The sequence below is a fragment of the Curvibacter sp. AEP1-3 genome, from assembly GCF_002163715.1.
Classification (GTDB): domain Bacteria; phylum Pseudomonadota; class Gammaproteobacteria; order Burkholderiales; family Burkholderiaceae_C; genus Allorhodoferax.
This window is the reverse complement of the sequence record NZ_CP015698.1, coordinates 2940597-2958133: the sequence shown is the minus strand read 5'-3', so window position 1 is coordinate 2958133 and position 17537 is coordinate 2940597. Positions and strand designations below refer to the sequence as shown.

The following is a 17537-nucleotide window of genomic DNA, read 5'->3' as shown; positions in this document are numbered from 1 at the left end:
ATCATCGCGAGATGGTTTCCCTACCCTCCACCTTCTCCGCCATTTCCGCCCTCTCTCCGCTGGACGGCCGTTACGCCGCCAAACTTGCTACCCTGCGCCCCCTGACCAGTGAGCTGGGCTATATGCACCGTCGCGTGCAAGTGGAAGTGGCTTGGTTTATCGCCATGAGCGACGCTGGCTTTGAAGAGTTCAAACCCCTGACCCCCGGCGCCCGCACCTACCTGCTGGGCTTGGTGAAAAACTTCTCGGAAGCCGACGGTGAAGCCATTAAGGCTATTGAAAAGACGACCAATCACGATGTAAAAGCCGTCGAGTATTGGATCAAATCCAAGTTCGAAGCCCGTCCCGAACTGGAAAAAGCCGGCGAGTTTGTTCACTTTGCCTGCACCAGCGAAGACATCAACAACACCAGCCATGCCTTGCAGTTGCGCGCTTCGCGGGATGTTGTCGTCCTGCCCGCTTTGGACAAAATTGTCCTCAAGCTGCGGGACATGGCCCACGCCTACGCTGATGTGCCCATGCTGAGCCGCACCCATGGCCAGACCGCCAGCCCCACCACCGTGGGCAAGGAAATGGCCAACGTGGTCGTCCGCCTGCAAGCCGCCTGCGACCGCATTGCCAACGTAAAAATTCTGGCGAAGATGAACGGCGCCGTTGGCAACTACAACGCCCACCTGAGCGCCTGGCCCGACTTTGATTGGGAAGCTTTCAGCAAGAAAGTGGTGGAGACCCCCGAACCGCTGGGCTTGGGCCTGACTTTCCAGCCCTACAGCATTCAGATCGAACCCCACGATTACATGGCGGAGCTGTTTGATGCGGTAGCACGGACCAACACCATTCTGGTCGACTTGAGCCGCGATATCTGGGGCTATGTGTCGCTGGGTTACTTCAAACAAAAGCTCAAGGACGGCGAAGTGGGCTCGTCCACCATGCCGCACAAGGTCAATCCGATTGACTTTGAAAACGCCGAGGGCAATCTGGGCTTAGCCAATGCCTTGTTGCGCCATCTGAGCGAAAAGCTGCCGATTTCCCGTTGGCAGCGCGACCTGACCGATTCGACGGTGCTGCGCAACATGGGCGTGGCCTTGGGCTATGCCGTGCTGGCCTACAGCTCGCTGATGACCGGCTTGAACAAGCTGGAGATCAACGAAGCCGCCATCGCCGAGGACCTTGATTCCTCATGGGAAGTGTTGGCCGAGCCCATCCAGACCGTGATGCGCCGCTTCGGATTGCCCCAGCCCTACGAGCAACTCAAGAAGTTCACCCGGGGTGCTGCCATGACGCGCGAGCTGATGCAAGGCTTTATTGCGGGTCTGGACATTCCCGAGGCCGAGAAAGAGCGCCTGCTGGCCATGACGCCCGGTAGCTACACCGGCAAGGCGTCTGAACTCGCTAGACGCGTGTGACCCCCTGAGCGGCATTCGCCGCTTCCCCCTGGTAGGGGGACAACACCAGCGGCCCGGCTTAGCCGGTTCCGCGGTGTTCCACGCCCACTCCCCCTTACTGGCACGCCATGGCACTCAAATCCACCATCTACAAAGCCAATCTGCAGATTGCAGACATTGAGAACAGCTACTACGCAGACCACGCGCTCACACTGGCTCGCCACCCCAGCGAGACGGACGAGCGCATGATGGTTCGTCTGGTGGCCCTGGCGTTCAACGCCCATAAGCTGCAAAGCGTCTGCAATGGAGACGGCACGCTAGCCTTCGGGGCGGGGTTGTCCGACCCGGAAGATCCCGATGTGTCGCTGACGGACTTCACCGGGCAAAAACGGCTGTGGATTGAAGTGGGCCAGCCGGAAGACAAGCCGATTTCCAAGGCCTGCAACAAAGCCGACTCCGTGTTGCTCTATCCTTTCGCGCATTCGGCGGACATCTGGTGGAAGGGGATTGAGACCAAACTCATTCGCTTGGACAAATTGCAGGTGTGGCGCATCCCCTCGGCGACATCCCAGGCATTGGCCAAACTGGCTGCCCGCAGCATGCAATTGCAAGCGACCGTTCAGGAAGGCGTATTGATGCTGGGCGACGGTAGCAGCACCGTGGATATTGAACCTGTCCGCTGGAAGTAAGCCCCCGCTTTCAAGCCCAATAGGCATCTAGCGCCCATCGAATATGCGCAAGGCGCTATCAAATCAGCAGCAAATCACCCCAATGACCTGGATTCTGCTGCCCGCTCGGCATAACGGTTAAAGCGCCATGAGCTGGCATCCAGGGTGATGCGGCGCCAGGTAGCGCGCTTTTCGGCAGGGCGCATCTCCGGCCAGAGTTGCACTTCTTCAAAGGTGCGTCCGCAACCTTTGCAGGTCTCATCGCCTTGGCTGGTGGAACAAATCGCGATGCAAGGCGTATCGGGTGTCGAGTCATACCAGGCTTGCCAAGCTGCCAGTGCTTTGGGCGGCATGCTGAATTCGTCCGCCTCCGTCTCGTGGTAGTAGATCAGCAAGGCATACACCTCGGCCAAGGCGCGAGTGGGCGCGGGCAGGGATACCCCGTCCGGAGAGGGTTCACGCGCTCGCCAGAAGTTGATGGCCGACTCGATATCGGTGATGTGTATGCCTGCCAATGGATATGTCTCTGGTTTCGGGGGAGGCGCATCATATACCGGGGACTCCGAAACGTGGCCCGGCTCCTTGCGATGACCTGCATTTGCGGCCGGAGCGGAAAACCCTCTTTTTTATAGGCCTAAAAGTTACGTTGTTATATTTCCCACTTCTCCGGAGGGGAGTAGCTCCAAGCGGCCCTCAGCCGTTTCGGCAGATCGTCAATACGAAGCGACAAGCTTCCGGTCTGTCGGGGTGTTCGGTCGGAACATTCGAGCAAGACCTTCGATTCACGCCTTTTTGCAGGCGGGGTCGTGGTTGCCACTCCTCCACCTGCAGCGGCTTTTTCGTTCGTTGCGAGGTACTCTCATGGAATTCATGTCCGCCCCCTGGTGGTCCGCTTTGTTGGCCATTGTGTTGATTGATCTGGTGCTGGCCGGTGACAACGCCATCGTGATTGCGCTTGCTGCGCGCAACCTTCCCCCTGCCTTGAAACAAAAAGCTATCGTCTGGGGCACCGTGGGCGCCATCGTGGTTCGCTCTGCGATGACGCTTGGTGTGGTCTGGCTGCTCAAAATTCCCGGTTTGATGCTGGTTGGCGGTTTGGGTCTGCTGTGGATTGCCTACAAACTTCTGGCAGACCAAGGCGGTGACGAGCATGACGGCCCGTCCGCCACCACGTTCTGGGGTGCCATGAAGACCATCATCGTGGCTGATGCTTTGATGGGCGTAGACAATGTGCTGGGTGTAGCCGGTGCGGCACACGGTGCCATGGACTTGGTCATCATCGGCCTGTTGATTAGTGTGCCGATTGTGGTGTTCGGCAGCAATGTGGTGCTGAAGCTGGTGGAGCGTTTCCCGGTCATCATACAACTGGGTGCCGCTGTGCTTGCATTCACTGCCGCAAAGATGGTGGTTCATGAGCCATGGCTGGTGAATGTTTTCGGTACTGATAGCGGCGCAACTGATGTGCAGAGCATGTCGCGCTGGGCGCTCTATGCGCTGGCAATTGCAGCGGTGCTAGGTGCCGGCTGGTGGAGCCAGAAGCGCTCCGCAACTGCTGAGCGCTCAGCGCACTAACCATGCCGCCCCGGGCCTCGGTGCTATGCTGGGGCCATGAAGTTACTTAGCAAATGGTTGTTAAGCGCCATGGCTCTCCTGGCTGTGGCGCATTTGTATTCCGGGGTGGAAGTTCAGAGCTTTGGCTCTGCCTTGATCGCCGCGGTGGTGATCGGTCTGTTCAACACCCTACTGCGACCGGTGTTGGTCATTCTCACGCTGCCTGTCACATTGATCACCCTGGGCTTGTTTCTTTTCGTGATCAACGCGCTGATGTTCTGGTGGGCGGCAGGCTTGTTGGATGGATTTCAGGTGCGCGATTTCAGTGCCGCACTGATTGGCTCACTCCTGTACACCGTGGCCGGAATGATCATCAACTCAGCGCTCGACAGCCTGTTCCCGAAGTAATTGCTCCACCTGGCGCAAGCGGACGTCGACGATGGAGGCTTCGATGTGGTCAGCATTTTGGGAACTTGATCTGTAGAGCGATTGCGCAGCCTTCAACCGGCTCACTGCCGCTGCGTAGTCGAAATACGCGATATTGACTTCCGCTTCAGCACGCACAGCTGCAACCATGCGGCCCTGTGAAGCCCGGGCACTGGCGAGCTGTTGCCACATACTTGCGTCTGTAGGGTTGTCAATCAACCAGAGCTGTGCGGCGTCGGCGGCAACATCAGCTTGTCCTGTTGCGACCTTTAGCGGTATCCAGAGCAGCAAGTCGGCTCGTGTTTTGGGGGCAGCATTGAATCCCAAGGTGCTCAGTGCCGCATCTGGCTTACCCTCTGCCATGAAAAGCTCCGCCCGGAGGTACCGCGATTGACGTTTTGCTGGCGCGTCGGTCGCCACAAGCGTCTGCAAGCTATTGGAGTACTCGAGCGCCCTCGAAAAGTCCCGCAATTTGATCGCGGCCAACGTGGCTCCGTAAAGGGAAGCGACTTTTTGCGAGCTCGTCGACTTTGCAAGCAAGCCAGGCTCGGTTTCAGAATACCAATTCCGCAAGGCTTCTACTGAGGAGTTCGAAAGTAGCCGCGCCCGTGCAGACACCATGGCGTGCTCCAGCGTGCCTGTAGGAGCAGTTGAAGCACCCTCTGGAATACGCGACTTCATGTCCGCGATTCGTTCTGTGGTGAGAGGGTGACTGCGCAGATATGGAAAGTTACCGGAGTCGTTGTTGCGGTTGCTCTGCTGGAGCTTTTCGAACATGCTCACAAAGCCTTGAGGAGAGAAGCCCGCATCAGATGCAACACCGAACCCGGTGCGATCTGCCTCACGCTCCATGTCGCGAGAAAAATTGAGCTGAGATTGCGCTGCTGCGGCTTGCCCCCCCACGATGACCGCATTGGCACCGCCGGGATTTTTGCTTGCCGCCAGTGCACCCAAGATCATTGCTCCCACCAACCAAGGTGTTTGTTCTGACTGCTTGCTCATCAAACGTGCGATGTGCCGCTGGGTGACGTGGCTGAGCTCATGCGCAAGCACCGAGGCTAGTTCGTCCCGGGAAGACACGATGCCGATCAAACCCAAATGCACTCCGAAGTAGCCGCCTGGTAAGGCGAAGGCATTTACCGTCCTGTCGCGGCCCTGAAGCAGCTGCCATGCGAATGAGGCATCAAGCTCTGGAGTGATTTCGGAGCGACTGCGGGCAGACGCCATCAAAGGTTGCCAGATTGCTTGGAGGTAGTCAGAAATGACAGGGTCGTCGATGTAGTCAGGATCGCGGTAAAGGTCGCGAACAATCCGGTCACCGAGACGGCGTTCTGCAGTAACTGGGATATCAATTGAATAACCAGCGAATAAACCCTTCGATATATCCGTTTCGCCAGCTATCACATTTGGAATAAGTGAAACAGCGACCCAAAAGAGCCAGTAATGCCGGAACATCTAGCTTAGGGCCCGTCGGTATTCGGCCATTGAACTAACTTCAATTGAGGATGCTTATCCGCTTCCATTCTCCATGCACGTTGTAAGTTAATGCACTCAGTCTCGCTGGATAGTTTACATACCCTTGCGAGCCAATAGCTTGCTTTAATTGCATCTTCGTTTAGGGCGTAGGCAAGTGCCAGTTCAAAGATTCCACCAGACGACGGAAAAGCACGCACGGCCTTCTCTCTCGCGCTTAATTCAAGCTCTGACATGTTGGAACTTGGGCGATTACGCACTATCTCAAACCAACTTCGAAAATGCGTCAGATACAAGACTTCCGGGATATTTGGCGTATTCTTATTCGGATAAATCAGACCAAAGAAATCAAATCGCCACTTGTTATAGCTATCCTCGATTCTTGAATAATCTCTTGCAATACCGGCCAGTTGTATGGTGAAACACAAGGAAATAAAGGCGAGAAAGATAGCGCTTGATTTAAGCACATACCCAGTGCGAATTCGATTGCAGACAACCCCCACAAACAAGCCCGTAGGCAACAGGAATATCGCATACTGCAGTGGATATTCCAGCATTGAATGAATGCCAATCACAACCAACACCATCAACAACAGAAAGTCCTGTTCTGATTCCATATGTCGAAATGCAAGAAAAATCCATTTCAGAACGTATCCCAAGACAAACAATCCAAGGGGGATTCCAACCCAAACAAATAAATCAAGAATAAGATTGTGGGTATGACCAAACATACCACCCAAGCTCGGGTGCCTATCGGCAACTGCTATTTGTGCGTTGGCCACCTCGGTCCACCCATAGCCGACCCAAGGGCTATCCGTAATGGCATCAACAAATATTTTCCACGCAGCCAACCTGATATCACCAGTGGTGGCACTCCGGACATAATCCACCACTTCAATACGTTGAAAAATATGTATATCAAGCCAATTAAGAGTGGGAACCCAGAGCAAATAGCCGCCGACACAGACTGCTGTGAGCAAGTAGATTTTTTTAGATTTTATCTTTTGCCAAAAAATAAATTGAAGACAAACGACAATAATCCCAGCCACATATGCAGTTCTTGATCTTGTTAGAACAATTCCGACAACTAAAAATATACTTGTTAAAACTGCTACTTTTAGTCCAATCGTTTTTCTAACGTAAGCCCAGAAGCACCCTACAACACCCCAGAGTAGGAGCGACCCAAGCATATTAGGCTGCCCTAAATTTGCATAGTGACGACCTCCTGAATATCCCATACTCAAATAATCATCCAGCCCGGTATCTATCACTTCCGCCCAACTCCCAAGGGACAATCCCACAGAGACGATTGATGCCAGAAGAATGGCGCCGAATAATGCATCGGGCAATAGGACGTTGAAGCGTCTTCCCAGATTATCACCGACAATTATCGCCAAACCAAACCCCTGAAGATACGCCGACGCCACCCAGGCTTGTCCAGCAAAGGGGATCATTCCGACCGAATGATGGATCCAAGGGACTATGGCAAGCAATAATGCGAGCACGGAAAAAGAAGGTAAGTTGATTACTTCCGTTCTTGTCAAAATGACCGGAACCAATAAGAATAATCCGACGAAAGCAATCCAGGCATCTGAATGAAAACTAGTCCATGGCCTATAGTGGTTGGGTATAAGCCAAGCCAAGCCAAGTAAGAACGCCCAAGTAACAGCAAAGATATTTTTATTGCGCATAAAAAAAGAGCTCCCAAAGGGAGCTCTAGATTCGGGAAGTACTACTCTACATTATTTGCAGCTTGCAGGGCGATACTTAGCCTGAATTGTTCCACCGCAAGTCCAAGTAACCTGACCAGAAGCATACACACCTGTCAATGTGATTGTCGCGCCGGCGATGTTGTTATCACCCCTAGCTGTAGCAGTGATGATGTCAGAAGAGTAAGTCACGCCAGACACATAGCGCGATGTCTGTGACTCGATGGTCACGCTACCAGCCAATGGCATGGCAGTCAAAGTCGCGGCGGCTTCGGTGATTGTGTTTTTCGCAGAAGATGCAGCCAACATGACCTCGGTCACTTTAGCGCGTGTTGTGTAGTCCTGATAGGCAGGCAGTGCTACTGCAGCCAGAATACCAATGATCGCAACAACGATCATCAATTCGATCAAAGTAAAGCCTTTTTGCATGGTGCGCTTCATAGAAATCTCCAGTAAATGATTGGGGTTTTAGCTACGCATGTATCGTGCCACTTTCGACTCTAGGAAATCAAGGCCAATAAAGAGATGTTATGTCATTTTTGTCAGATTCTGGTCGACATATTTGGCCCCCTTGGGGCAGGATTTTTCATTTAATACAAACTTGTCGCACCATCTTTAAGTCCGTCCAGCCCATTAGCACTTTCTCCATGCCATCCATTTTGAGTGTTCTCATTCCAGTCTCAACTGCACATGAGAACAGCTCCGCGACTCTTGCACGTTCTTGGATGAGCTTTTTCAAATCATCTTCTGCAACCATCAGTTCGTGCAAGCCAATACGCCCCTTGTATCCGGTTTTGTTGCACTTTTCACATCCTACTGCACGATAGAGTTTAAGTAGCCCACCTTCACTGTAAGCGTTAGTCCACTGATCTAGCAGCTTTTTTGACTCAAGTTCGTAGTCCGCTTTCCATTCCTTAGTGTTACGCAGCTCTTCTGCATATTCTTTGCAAAAAAGGCGCATCTCTTCTGCAGTGGGAACATAGGCTTCCTTACATTCGCAGAGTTTCTTTGCAAGCCGTTGGGCAAGAATTCCCAACAAGGCATCCGCAAAGTTGAACGGGTCCATTCCCATATCCAACAAGCGGGTGATCGACTCAGGTGCAGAGTTCGTATGCAAGGTCGAAAACACCATGTGACCTGTCAATGAAGCTTCCACACCCATTGACACAGTTTCTTTGTCGCGGGACTCGCCAACCATGATGATGTCAGGGTCTGCCCGCAAGAATGCACGCATAACTAACGCGAAGTCGATTCCCGCTTTCTTGTTAATCTGTACTTGGCGCAAACCTTTCTGAGTAATTTCAACCGGATCTTCGGCTGTCCAGATCTTGGTGTCTGGTGTGTTTAGAAATTTCAGTATGGAATGGAGAGTTGTGGTCTTTCCCGATCCTGTAGGACCACAGACATAAAACAATCCGTAAGGCTTACTGACAGTTGACTCTAGCCTCGCCTTGTTATGGGCAGTCAGCCCTAGTTTCGCGAGTGGGATAGGCTCGCCCGCTGCCAATATCCGCATCACTACATCCTCGACACCCCCTGCGGAAGGAATCGTCGCCACCCGCAATTCAATATCTAGCGGTCCATATTTTTTGAATTTGATCTTTCCATCCTGCGGCTTCCGTCTTTCCGATATATCTAAGTCACACATTATCTTCAGCCGTGTAACCATTGCTTGCCGGAAATGAGCAGGCACCTCGACATAAGGAACCAAGCTGCCATCAATTCGAAAACGGATTCCTGTCTTAAACTTGCCGGGCATTGGCTCGATATGGATATCCGATACTTTTTGGTGATAGGCATCAATAATCACCTTATTGACAAACTTTACCAATTCATTATCGGCAGCAGCAGACTCCAGTGACTCATCATTACTGCCGTCATCAATGGGCCCTCCATCCATATCAGCAAGCAGCTGATCGATCGTACTGCTATCAGTTTCAGCACCAAAAATCTGGGAAAGCGTTTCCGTGAACTCAGTTTTTGTAGTGACCCTATACGCGAACTTGTGGATACGAGGAAATACTTGAGGTACAACGCGGGAGCCTTTTACAGCCTCCGGATCAACGCACATAATCACCAGACCCTCAGGAGATTCCTCCAATGGAATCCAGCCCTGCTCTTCGAGAAAATCCCGCTTCATTGCTCCATGCAAAGCTTCAGACCTTATTCGACCCGCATTGAAAGATTCGTAAGGAACTCCGAAGAATTGCGCCAAACTTGGACCAATTTGTCCCGGCTGCAATCCTGTACGAGTAATGATGAGGTGTTCCAGTGAATTGCCGTCGTCTCGGGACTCCTGCGCAAGTTGCTGCAAATCGCTTTCAGACAAAAGGCCGCATTCAACCAAATTGTCGTACTTTGTGATGTTACGCCTAGGCTGTGATTCTGAACGCTTCAAACGCTGTCTGATCGCAGTTGCCAAAGTTTTGCATAACTCAGAGACACCATCGACCTCAAGCTCTCCGAACGGCTCATCACTCTTGCTATTAATGACCTGAAGAACGCCATGCAAAGTGCTACCTTCCAAAATCGGAGCAGCCATCATTTGCTTTGTGCGGTAGCCAGATCGTCTATCTACCTCCTTTAGAAAGTTTAAGGCAGGATGTATTCTCCTCAGAGCCTCTTCGTCATAGACATCATTGATGTTGACCGCTGATTTGCTGTAAGCGGCATAACCCGCAATACTTTGCGGTGAGATTGGGAGTTTTAGCTCTCTACTCGTATTCAATCCAGTCTTTACTTTTGAGATGATTGAAATACCATCAGCACCAAGCGCGTACAGAGTAAGACGGTCTGCATTCAATAATTTACAAATATCCTGACTCGTCTCCAGCATGATTTGCTCAATGTTTTCGGTATCATGAATCCGAGCTGTCACCTGGTGAAGCTGCCGATAGAACAATGCCTCAAAGGTCATTCCCCTTTTCTTGGACTGCAATTTTTGAGATTCAAAAAATGCTTGCTCGTTGGAGGAACCCATATTTAATTCCTTACCTGATTCGCTCACAGTAAAAACTCCTGTCCAGCATCAAGCCAGTGGATTTCATAGCACCGCCGTGCTGAACTCGAATCATTTAGCTGTTCTATTTCTCTCATGATGAGTTCTGTTTCCGCTGGTTTAGTGTGTGTGATGAAGATCGGAAAATCTTTATCGAGCCGTAAATGATCAAGCTGCGCAATCATCGAGTCGGGTGCAAGATGTCCGCTCAACAAAGCAAGTTCCATTTCTTTGTTGCTGAACGCTGTCTCAATGACCAGCATTCCGACCTTGAGCTGGTTGACTCTCGACCATAAATCCGCGCATTTGCCTGTATCCCCGGTAAATACCCAGCAAGGCCCCTTATTTGAAACGGCGTACCCGAGTGCCGGTACTGAATGTTGAGCAGGTAATGCTTCGACCAACAAACCATCCACTAGCGTCTGTTGTCCAACTTCGATGGGGAACAGCCTCAAAAAGGGTGACTCGGCACTGGGTATTTTCAAGAAGTCAGGCCAGATCACGTCATTAAAAATGTGGGTCTTAAGTGCATCTAAAGTCGATTGCAGCCCATATAGAGATATCGGCTTGTTTCGTCTTGCACCCACAGCATCCAGCATTAACGGCAAGGCTGCGATGTGATCTAAATGAGAGTGCGTCAAAAACACATGATCAATCTCTTGCATCTCATCAAGTGTCAGATCTCCGACTCCTGTGCCAGCATCAATTAACACTTTAGCATCTAGTAGAAAAGAGGTGGTTCTACAGTGCTTAGCAATAGCGCCCGAGCATCCCAGCACACGTATTTTCACCTTATCCGCCTTTAGTCACTTAGTTTCAAAATTTGTTGCCCCATCCCACTCGGAGTCATACGGCAGATACCGCATTGAAGCCACTCGTTCCGCGTAGAGTCGATATAGAAACTTGTTTGGACTGAGACGGCTTACATTCAACAATGCCACATCCGCCTGATCCCAGAGCTGACTTCGATACATCTTTAAGAATTGTGTCCAAAGCTTCACTTCATCTGATAAGGATGAAGATACCTGAACATCATTACTTAACGGGCTCCAAATCTTTACCGCTTGCTCTTTCCCCTTAACTCTGACTTTGTCTAGTTCCTGCCAAATTATTCCGGTCGTATTTTTTTTGGTAATCTCACTCGCAACTATGTCGACACCATATACTTTTGAAAGTGATTCGAGGCGCGAACCTAGATTCACAGCATCTCCGATTACGGTGTAGCTTCGTCGTATATCGGATCCCATGTCTCCAACACACATAGAGCCCGTATTTATTCCAATTCCAATGCCGATCTGAGGAAGCCCCGCCAGATGATGCTCTTGGTTAATTTCACGTACGACCTGTAGTATTTCAATAGATGCCTTTACGGCTAGCTGAGCATGATCCTCAGATTCGACTGGGGCGCCCCAAAAAGCCATCACACAATCACCCATGTATTTATCAATAGTGCCCCGATTGGCCCGGATCACAGACGTTAGTCGGCTAAATACTCCCGTCAGCATCTGCTGCAACTGCAATGGCTCCATGGCTTCAGACATGTTCGTGAAACCACGCATGTCACAAAACATGACGGTCATTTCACGATTCATGGCCTTCATGCTATAGCTGTCCGGGTCCTGAACCATCTCGTCCACCAGTTCAGGCGGAACATACGTTCCGAACAGATTAGCGAGGTCCCGCTTGGATCGACTTTCCACAAAGTAACCGTAACTCATATTCAATGCAAAAGCGGTTACTGTCATTGCTAAAGCGCCCGCCAATGGCAATACAAGTCCGTATCCGAGATAGAGCCATAGATTCATGAGCAATAGGCAAACGAGTACGCCTGTGCTCAAAATGACGGCTCTCAGTGCCGAAAGTAAAGGGAGACCAATCGCCAAAACGAGACCAGAAACAACCAAAACAACCAATTCGTAGCCCATGGCATAGTCAGGTTTTACTAGTACGTGGCCATCCAGAAGTGCAGAGAGCATATTTGCGTGCGTCTCAACCCCGGGATAGGCCTCCCCCACCGGCGTGACTCGCATGTCAAACAATCCCAATGCCGTAGTCCCCAGCAAAACGATTTTGTCTTTTAACTTCCCCGTCGCGACCCGGTTTTCTAGAACATCAGCAGCAGACACATATTGAAAGGATCCTCCTTGGGCATTTCCGGCTCCACGAAATGGAATAAGTGCACCACCACGTCTGTCTACCGGTATTCCAAGGGTTTTGTCCCCTTGTACCAGCAACATTTTGTCCACGCCCTGAAATGCCTTGGGAAGAAATGTCTCTTTGGAGTACGAAGGGGTAATCCTCGGCATTCCTACGATCGCCCGAAACATAGCCAGGGACAGAGACTCGAAATATGCGTTCTTGTAATGGGCGACTAAAGGTACAGACCGCACCACTCCGTCCGGATCTGTGAATGAATTGAAATGCCCAGCCATTGGGGCTGCAGCTGCCAAGCTCGATATATTGGAGCCGTAAGCAGTCCATTCCGGTGCTTCCAAAGTACGCCCCGCAAGGGCTTCCTCAAGGAAAACTGGGAAAGGCAAAACGCCACTCGAACGCCCTTGCGGGTCATTGGTGAAGAAATATCCCAAGACAATGGGTTTTCCCGCTAAAGCACTGGCAAATACGCCGTCATAATCAAGGCGTGGACTTAACTCCTGTAACTTTGCCAGAAAGACAGGTTGATCACTGAGTTCGCTGTTGGCTAGCTCTTTCAAATGTTGAAGACCGGAACTGTCGTCTGGTTCTGCAAAGACCACATCGACGCCCAAGATGGCAATTTTGTGTTCGGTGAACAGCTTATTGACCAAGTCGGCCAGCTTATTTCTTCCCCAAGGCCAGCGACCTACTGATGCAAGACTTTTTTCATCAATATCAACAATGACGATGCGCTCGTCCATCGACTTTGGCATCGTCGCTCGAAGACGGGTGTCGTAAATGATGTCATCGAGTCGTTGCAACACGCTTAGCTGCAGCACTCCAACGGCATGAAGTAATGCAAAGATCAGCGGAATGAGTGTGACCGCGATTCGCTGCCAATGTCTTTTTATTCCGTTCACAGTCAACGAGCACCTAGAGAATCACTACCAGAGGCCCGAAGCTACACGTCAGTGCTGAACAAACTGCATTTGCGTGCCCGCCAACTCCACCAAATCTCCATTTTTGAGCGGCACAGGATCCGCCCCGATGGGAGCGCCATTCAAAGTGGGATTACCCGCACCCTCCACATGATGTACAACGAAGCCCTGCTGTCTGCGTGTAATCGCAGCGACAGCAACACCCGGTTTGCCAATCGTAGTAACTACCTTGGTCAACGGTACTTCACGGCCTGAGGCAGCGCCAGAAAGCACTTTGATCGCAGCATGAAATGCACCATGACCTTGTGAGTCGCCTGCAACTGTAGAGAAACCGGAATTCAATGGCTGCGCAGCAGTGACAGCAGGTCTTGCCTGAACCACCATGGTTTTATCAAAATTGTCCGCCACGCCATCGGCCATGAACTTGATCTTGTACTTGCCAATCTCGATCCCGTCGCCATGGCGCAGTTGCTGTTTTTTAACAGCCTTCCCATTTACGTAGGTACCGTTGGTACTGTTGAGATCTTCCAGAAAAATGTCTACCCCAGCCATCAGGATGACGGCATGCTCGCCACTGACAGCCAAGTTATCAATCACGATATCGTTGTAAGGCCTGCGTCCCAAAGTTGTACGGTCTTTGGTGATTTGCACTTCTTTGATCACGACCTCATCGATCGACACGATCATTTTCGGCATGATCGACTCCTTTTCCTGTAATTGTTTCTGGAAAACATTTGAATTTACTTCCCTAGCAACCTGGCGATAAAGCCTTTTTTCTCGGCTGCTTCATTCACGGCAATCATCAGAACAGAGATATTGTCTTTGCCACCGTTTTCATTGGCAGCAGAAACAAGGTGTCCCGCAATCTGATCCAGCCCTGACGCCTCGCCAGCAATTCTAGCGATTACTTCGTCAGTCACCATATCTGACAAGCCGTCTGAGCACATTAGATACAAATCACCCGGCTCCACACTGAACTCATTGACTTCCAGCATGACCGCCTGCTCAACCCCTAAAGCCCTCGTGACTAGGTTCTTGATCGGCGACACAGCAGCTTGATCCTGAGTGATCAGCCCAGCATCAATTTGCTCTTGCAAGAGCGAATGATCCTTGGTGATTTGCTCTAAAGAATTTGAACGTAGTCTGTAGCACCTGGAATCCCCGATATGCCCTACCAGCAATCGCCCCTCTTTGAATACACCTAAAACAAGAGTGGTCCCCATGCCTGCAAAAGCTGGGTTGGCGTTTGCCGAGTTGTAAATCGCCAAATTTGCGTTATCAACGCATATCTCCATGGCTCGGCGGATTTCCTTGGGTTGAGCTAGCGCGCCCGCTTCAATCAACCAGCGACTCAACTCCGACTTGATAAATGCGGTGGCCATGCCACTGGCAATCTCACCGGCGTTGTAACCACCCATTCCATCGGCCAGCACTGCCACCAGTGCCTCCTCGTCAAACGCAACGGAATCTTCATTGTTATCGCGGGCACGACCTGGGTCGGTTACCGCATGAAATTGATAATTCATTGTTCTTATATTTCTATGTCAGGACCGCGGGAAATTTGCGTGGCCTCGAATGAAGTTGCGCTTTGCGTATCTGATCTCTGAAATGCATCCGTCTTCTCAAATGCGGCAGACGGATCCTGTTTGCTCGTTGTGGTGAAAGTTACAGACTCAAATTCTGGCATGCAACGCAGGAGATCATCGGAAAAAGCTCCACCAGTTTGGTATCGGCGCTCCGGCTGCTTGGCCATGGCTTTGTTCACCACAATAGCGAGTGCCTCTGCCAAGTCAGAACGATGAATGCGGACATCCGCAGCTTCTTCGTTGGCAATTTTGTACATCAACTCCGCCATGGATTCACCACGAAATGGCAACACACCTGTCAGCAATTGATACAGCATGACCCCCAATGAATAAAGGTCAGACCGACCATCCACCTTTTTTCCCGCCAATTGCTCTGGCGACATAAAGCTGGGAGTTCCGAGGACCAGTCCAGTCTTCGTTTTACTGCTGTCTGTGATTCTTGCGATACCAAAGTCCGTTACCTTGACCGTATCAGTATCGCGCTCATACATGATGTTCGCGGGCTTGATGTCACGATGCACGACTTGTTGACGGTGCGCGTAGTCAAGCGCCTGAGCGACTCGACTCACCACGCTGACTACCGTGGATACAGGCATCAAATTGCCCGGTTTGGTGTGTTCAGCCAAATCGCTGCCTTTGAGGAACTCCATTGCGATATAAGCGAGGTCATGCTCTTCACCTGCATCGAAGATCGTGACAATGTTCTGATGCTGTAAACGCCCGGCCGTTTCTGCCTCACGGAAGAACCGTTCGCGAGCATCCACCAGATCATCTCCGGAAAACTCCTCGCTCAGGGCCATCGTCTTGATAGCGACTACCCGACCGATTTTGGGGTCTTTCCCTTGATAGACAACGCCCATTGCGCCTTTGCCCAACTCTTTCTCCACCTGATAGCGGCCCAGCATGGGCTTTTCCATGGACGCGCCATCCAACAGTATGGTACCGCCGGGGTGACTGCCACCGCCCAGAATGACCGTTTCTGAGAGGTGCTTTGCACGATTCAACTTTTGCTGCACGTCTTTGAAGTTCACATCTGTCGCAGCGATGTGTTCGTACACCGAGTGCGCTTTGTTGAATTGACGTTTTCGCTCAAAGTCGAGCGCAAGGCTGTAGAGATTGCCCAAAACCGCTTCACTGGCAGGCACGCGCCGGAAACGATCAAAGGCCATGTCCAATTGACCTTGTCCTTGGAGTGCAAGGCCCATCATGCGGTTTGTCTCTGCAGACTCTTCGTCTGACTTCGCCTTGCCCGCCTCTGTCACCAGAAAGCGCTTGGTGGTTAGTCCCACGTGCCCCGTTATCAGCACGAGTGCCGGCAACAGTAACTGGAGCGAGATGGATGCCCCAGCCAGCAAGCCGTATTCTGCGAGAACCAACACCAAGAAAAGGCCAACCGTCATCAGCGCTGCTGCTCCAGCAGAAAGCTTCGGCAGGCCCCAAACCACATACACAGCCACCACTAACATCGAGACGAGAATCACCCAAACACCCCAAACCGGCTGGACAATAAAGTGCTCGCTCAGGATGCTCGATGTGATGTGCGCAATAGTTTCCGCAGGCGACAAGGCAGAATGCCCGGGAACAGGAAACTGAACACCTACTCCTGCTGCAGTCGCTCCAATGATCACAATTTTGTCGGTGTACTTGCCAAGCGGAATCTTCCCGCTGACTACATCGTAGAAAGAGTCCACCTGAAATGCCGGACGACCGTCACGGTCCCTGTAGAACTGGGGAGACATCATGGCCGAGCTGTCTGTCTTGATCTTCAAACGTCCAAGCTGCACGGAATCACCTTCGTTCAGGCGGATGTCGGCCGGCGTCAAATTCAAGCTCTTCATCGCTGCGAGCAGCGCAATCGATGGAACCGCTTTACCGAAGTAGTTCACCAGCAAAGGCTCTGTGCGTACAGCTCCGTCCTGATCGTTGAATTGGTTCAAATGCCCCACCGCAGCGGCTTCTTTGCCTAGTGAATCGATGGGATACTGACCGCGCACTGCCGGCAGAGAGAAACCAGAAACCTCATCCAAGGATTGAGACAACACAAAAGGAGGCAAGGGACTATCTGCTTTCCCTTGAGGCTCCCCAAGGGTGAACACGGAGGGCAATACAACATTGCCTGCGTTATGCAGACTTTTAGCCAGCGCCGTGTCAGTGTCCAGCGCTGCCTCAGCTTCCGAAAAAGTTCGTGCGATCGCTTCGTTGTTGCCTAGGGCGGGATCAGAATTACCGACCAAGTCTTTGAGCTTCTGGATGTAAACCAGGCCCGGGTCTTTTTGGGGCTCAAAGAAAAAAATGGTTTGAACTACTGTCTTGGCTTTGGCTTGTGCAAGCAAATCGATCAAATTTGCCTGGTAGGTGCGGGGCCACGGCCACCGGCCCAGATTGGACACGCTCTGGTCATCGATGGCAATGATGGCAATACGGTCCGAGGGCTGTCGGTTGCTGGCCGTACTGGCGAAGTCATAGAACCGGCGCTCCAAGCCACCGGCAAAGTCCGTGGCCGTGTAAACGACAGTGGCAATCAGAATGAGAAAAAGCCCTGCAAACCAATCCGTTCGCCAGAATTCCGAGTTCTTTGCCTTTTTCCCAGCCACTTTGCCCCCTGTTATTCCATCTCAGCCCAGCAAGAAGGTGCTAACGGCCATTTGTGTAGCACGTTAGCAGAGG

Annotated in this window: 14 protein-coding genes; 4 read left to right on the top strand and 10 right to left on the bottom strand. The window is 51.6% G+C overall.

The genetic code is table 11. The annotated features are described in order from the left end of the window. The first annotated feature begins 11 nt into the window (after window positions 1-11). Window positions 12-1406 carry an adenylosuccinate lyase gene (gene purB / locus AEP_RS13865; RefSeq protein ID WP_087495929.1) on the top strand — a complete coding sequence of 465 codons (1395 nt, stop codon included), beginning with the start codon at window positions 12-14 and terminating at the stop codon, window positions 1404-1406. A 107-nt stretch (window positions 1407-1513) separates the two neighbouring features. Further along, on the top strand, window positions 1514-2074 hold the full coding sequence (locus tag AEP_RS13860) for a YaeQ family protein (RefSeq protein WP_087495928.1): 561 nt from the start codon (window positions 1514-1516) through the stop codon (window positions 2072-2074). Window positions 2075-2148: 74 nt separating this feature from the next. Here AEP_RS13860 and AEP_RS13855 read toward each other — a convergent pair whose 3' ends face one another. Continuing rightward, on the bottom strand, window positions 2149-2568 hold the full coding sequence (locus AEP_RS13855) for a DUF3717 domain-containing protein (RefSeq protein WP_087495927.1): 420 nt from the start codon (window positions 2566-2568) through the stop codon (window positions 2149-2151). Between the two features lie 346 nt (window positions 2569-2914). Here AEP_RS13855 and AEP_RS13850 point away from each other — a divergent pair, with 346 nt between their 5' ends. Further along, entirely contained in the window at window positions 2915-3625 is a 711-nt protein-coding gene (locus AEP_RS13850) for a TerC family protein (protein ID WP_087495926.1), read from the top strand. 36 nt (window positions 3626-3661) lie between these two features. After that, window positions 3662-4012: a phage holin family protein gene (locus AEP_RS13845; protein WP_087495925.1), complete on the top strand. Its 351-nt coding sequence runs from the start codon at window positions 3662-3664 to the stop codon at window positions 4010-4012. On the opposite strand, the gene AEP_RS13840 is transcribed toward AEP_RS13845, so the two are convergent. The 9 genes from AEP_RS13840 to AEP_RS13800 form a co-directional block, all read right to left on the bottom strand. Continuing rightward, window positions 3983-5485 carry a M48 family metalloprotease gene (locus tag AEP_RS13840; RefSeq protein WP_087495924.1) on the bottom strand — a complete coding sequence of 501 codons (1503 nt, stop codon included), beginning with the start codon at window positions 5483-5485 and terminating at the stop codon, window positions 3983-3985. The genes AEP_RS13845 and AEP_RS13840 overlap by 30 nt on opposite strands. Before the next feature lie 5 nt (window positions 5486-5490). Beyond that, window positions 5491-7194 (bottom strand): PglL family O-oligosaccharyltransferase, encoded by a 1704-nt coding sequence (locus AEP_RS13835; protein WP_087495923.1) that lies wholly within the window; start codon window positions 7192-7194, stop codon window positions 5491-5493. 51 nt (window positions 7195-7245) lie between these two features. Continuing rightward, window positions 7246-7653 (bottom strand): pilin, encoded by a 408-nt coding sequence (locus AEP_RS13830; RefSeq protein ID WP_087495922.1) that lies wholly within the window; start codon window positions 7651-7653, stop codon window positions 7246-7248. A 145-nt stretch (window positions 7654-7798) separates the two neighbouring features. Then, window positions 7799-10192 (bottom strand): ATPase, T2SS/T4P/T4SS family, encoded by a 2394-nt coding sequence (locus AEP_RS13825; RefSeq protein WP_087495921.1) that lies wholly within the window; start codon window positions 10190-10192, stop codon window positions 7799-7801. A gap of 23 nt (window positions 10193-10215) precedes the next feature. Beyond that, window positions 10216-11001, bottom strand: a complete 786-nt coding sequence (locus AEP_RS13820) for a 3',5'-cyclic-nucleotide phosphodiesterase (RefSeq protein WP_087495920.1) — start codon at window positions 10999-11001, stop codon at window positions 10216-10218. A gap of 15 nt (window positions 11002-11016) precedes the next feature. After that, window positions 11017-13266 carry a CHASE2 domain-containing protein gene (locus AEP_RS13815; RefSeq protein ID WP_087495919.1) on the bottom strand — a complete coding sequence of 750 codons (2250 nt, stop codon included), beginning with the start codon at window positions 13264-13266 and terminating at the stop codon, window positions 11017-11019. Window positions 13267-13314: 48 nt separating this feature from the next. After that, the gene (locus AEP_RS13810) at window positions 13315-13980 is read right to left on the bottom strand and encodes an FHA domain-containing protein (RefSeq protein ID WP_087495918.1); all 666 of its coding nucleotides are present in this window, start codon (window positions 13978-13980) and stop codon (window positions 13315-13317) included. 44 nt (window positions 13981-14024) lie between these two features. Beyond that, on the bottom strand, window positions 14025-14810 hold the full coding sequence (locus tag AEP_RS13805; protein ID WP_087495917.1) for a Stp1/IreP family PP2C-type Ser/Thr phosphatase: 786 nt from the start codon (window positions 14808-14810) through the stop codon (window positions 14025-14027). 5 nt (window positions 14811-14815) lie between these two features. Then, window positions 14816-17464 (bottom strand): CHASE2 domain-containing serine/threonine-protein kinase, encoded by a 2649-nt coding sequence (locus tag AEP_RS13800; RefSeq protein WP_087495916.1) that lies wholly within the window; start codon window positions 17462-17464, stop codon window positions 14816-14818. Between the last annotated feature and the right edge of the window lie 73 nt (window positions 17465-17537).

What these genes read in the sequence shown, in the direction of transcription:
- purB (WP_087495929.1), top strand. Translation starts at nt 12, where the DNA reads ATGGTTTCCCTACCCTCCACCTTCTCCGCCATTTCCGCCCTCTCTCCG.
- AEP_RS13860 (WP_087495928.1), top strand. Translation starts at nt 1,514, where the DNA reads ATGGCACTCAAATCCACCATCTACAAAGCCAATCTGCAGATTGCAGAC.
- AEP_RS13850 (WP_087495926.1), top strand. Translation starts at nt 2,915, where the DNA reads ATGGAATTCATGTCCGCCCCCTGGTGGTCCGCTTTGTTGGCCATTGTG.
- AEP_RS13845 (WP_087495925.1), top strand. Translation starts at nt 3,662, where the DNA reads ATGAAGTTACTTAGCAAATGGTTGTTAAGCGCCATGGCTCTCCTGGCT.
- AEP_RS13840 (WP_087495924.1), bottom strand. Translation starts at nt 5,485, where the DNA reads ATGTTCCGGCATTACTGGCTCTTTTGGGTCGCTGTTTCACTTATTCCA.
- AEP_RS13835 (WP_087495923.1), bottom strand. Translation starts at nt 7,194, where the DNA reads ATGCGCAATAAAAATATCTTTGCTGTTACTTGGGCGTTCTTACTTGGC.
- AEP_RS13830 (WP_087495922.1), bottom strand. Translation starts at nt 7,653, where the DNA reads ATGAAGCGCACCATGCAAAAAGGCTTTACTTTGATCGAATTGATGATC.
- AEP_RS13825 (WP_087495921.1), bottom strand. Translation starts at nt 10,192, where the DNA reads ATGGGTTCCTCCAACGAGCAAGCATTTTTTGAATCTCAAAAATTGCAG.
- AEP_RS13810 (WP_087495918.1), bottom strand. Translation starts at nt 13,980, where the DNA reads ATGCCGAAAATGATCGTGTCGATCGATGAGGTCGTGATCAAAGAAGTG.
- AEP_RS13805 (WP_087495917.1), bottom strand. Translation starts at nt 14,810, where the DNA reads ATGAATTATCAATTTCATGCGGTAACCGACCCAGGTCGTGCCCGCGAT.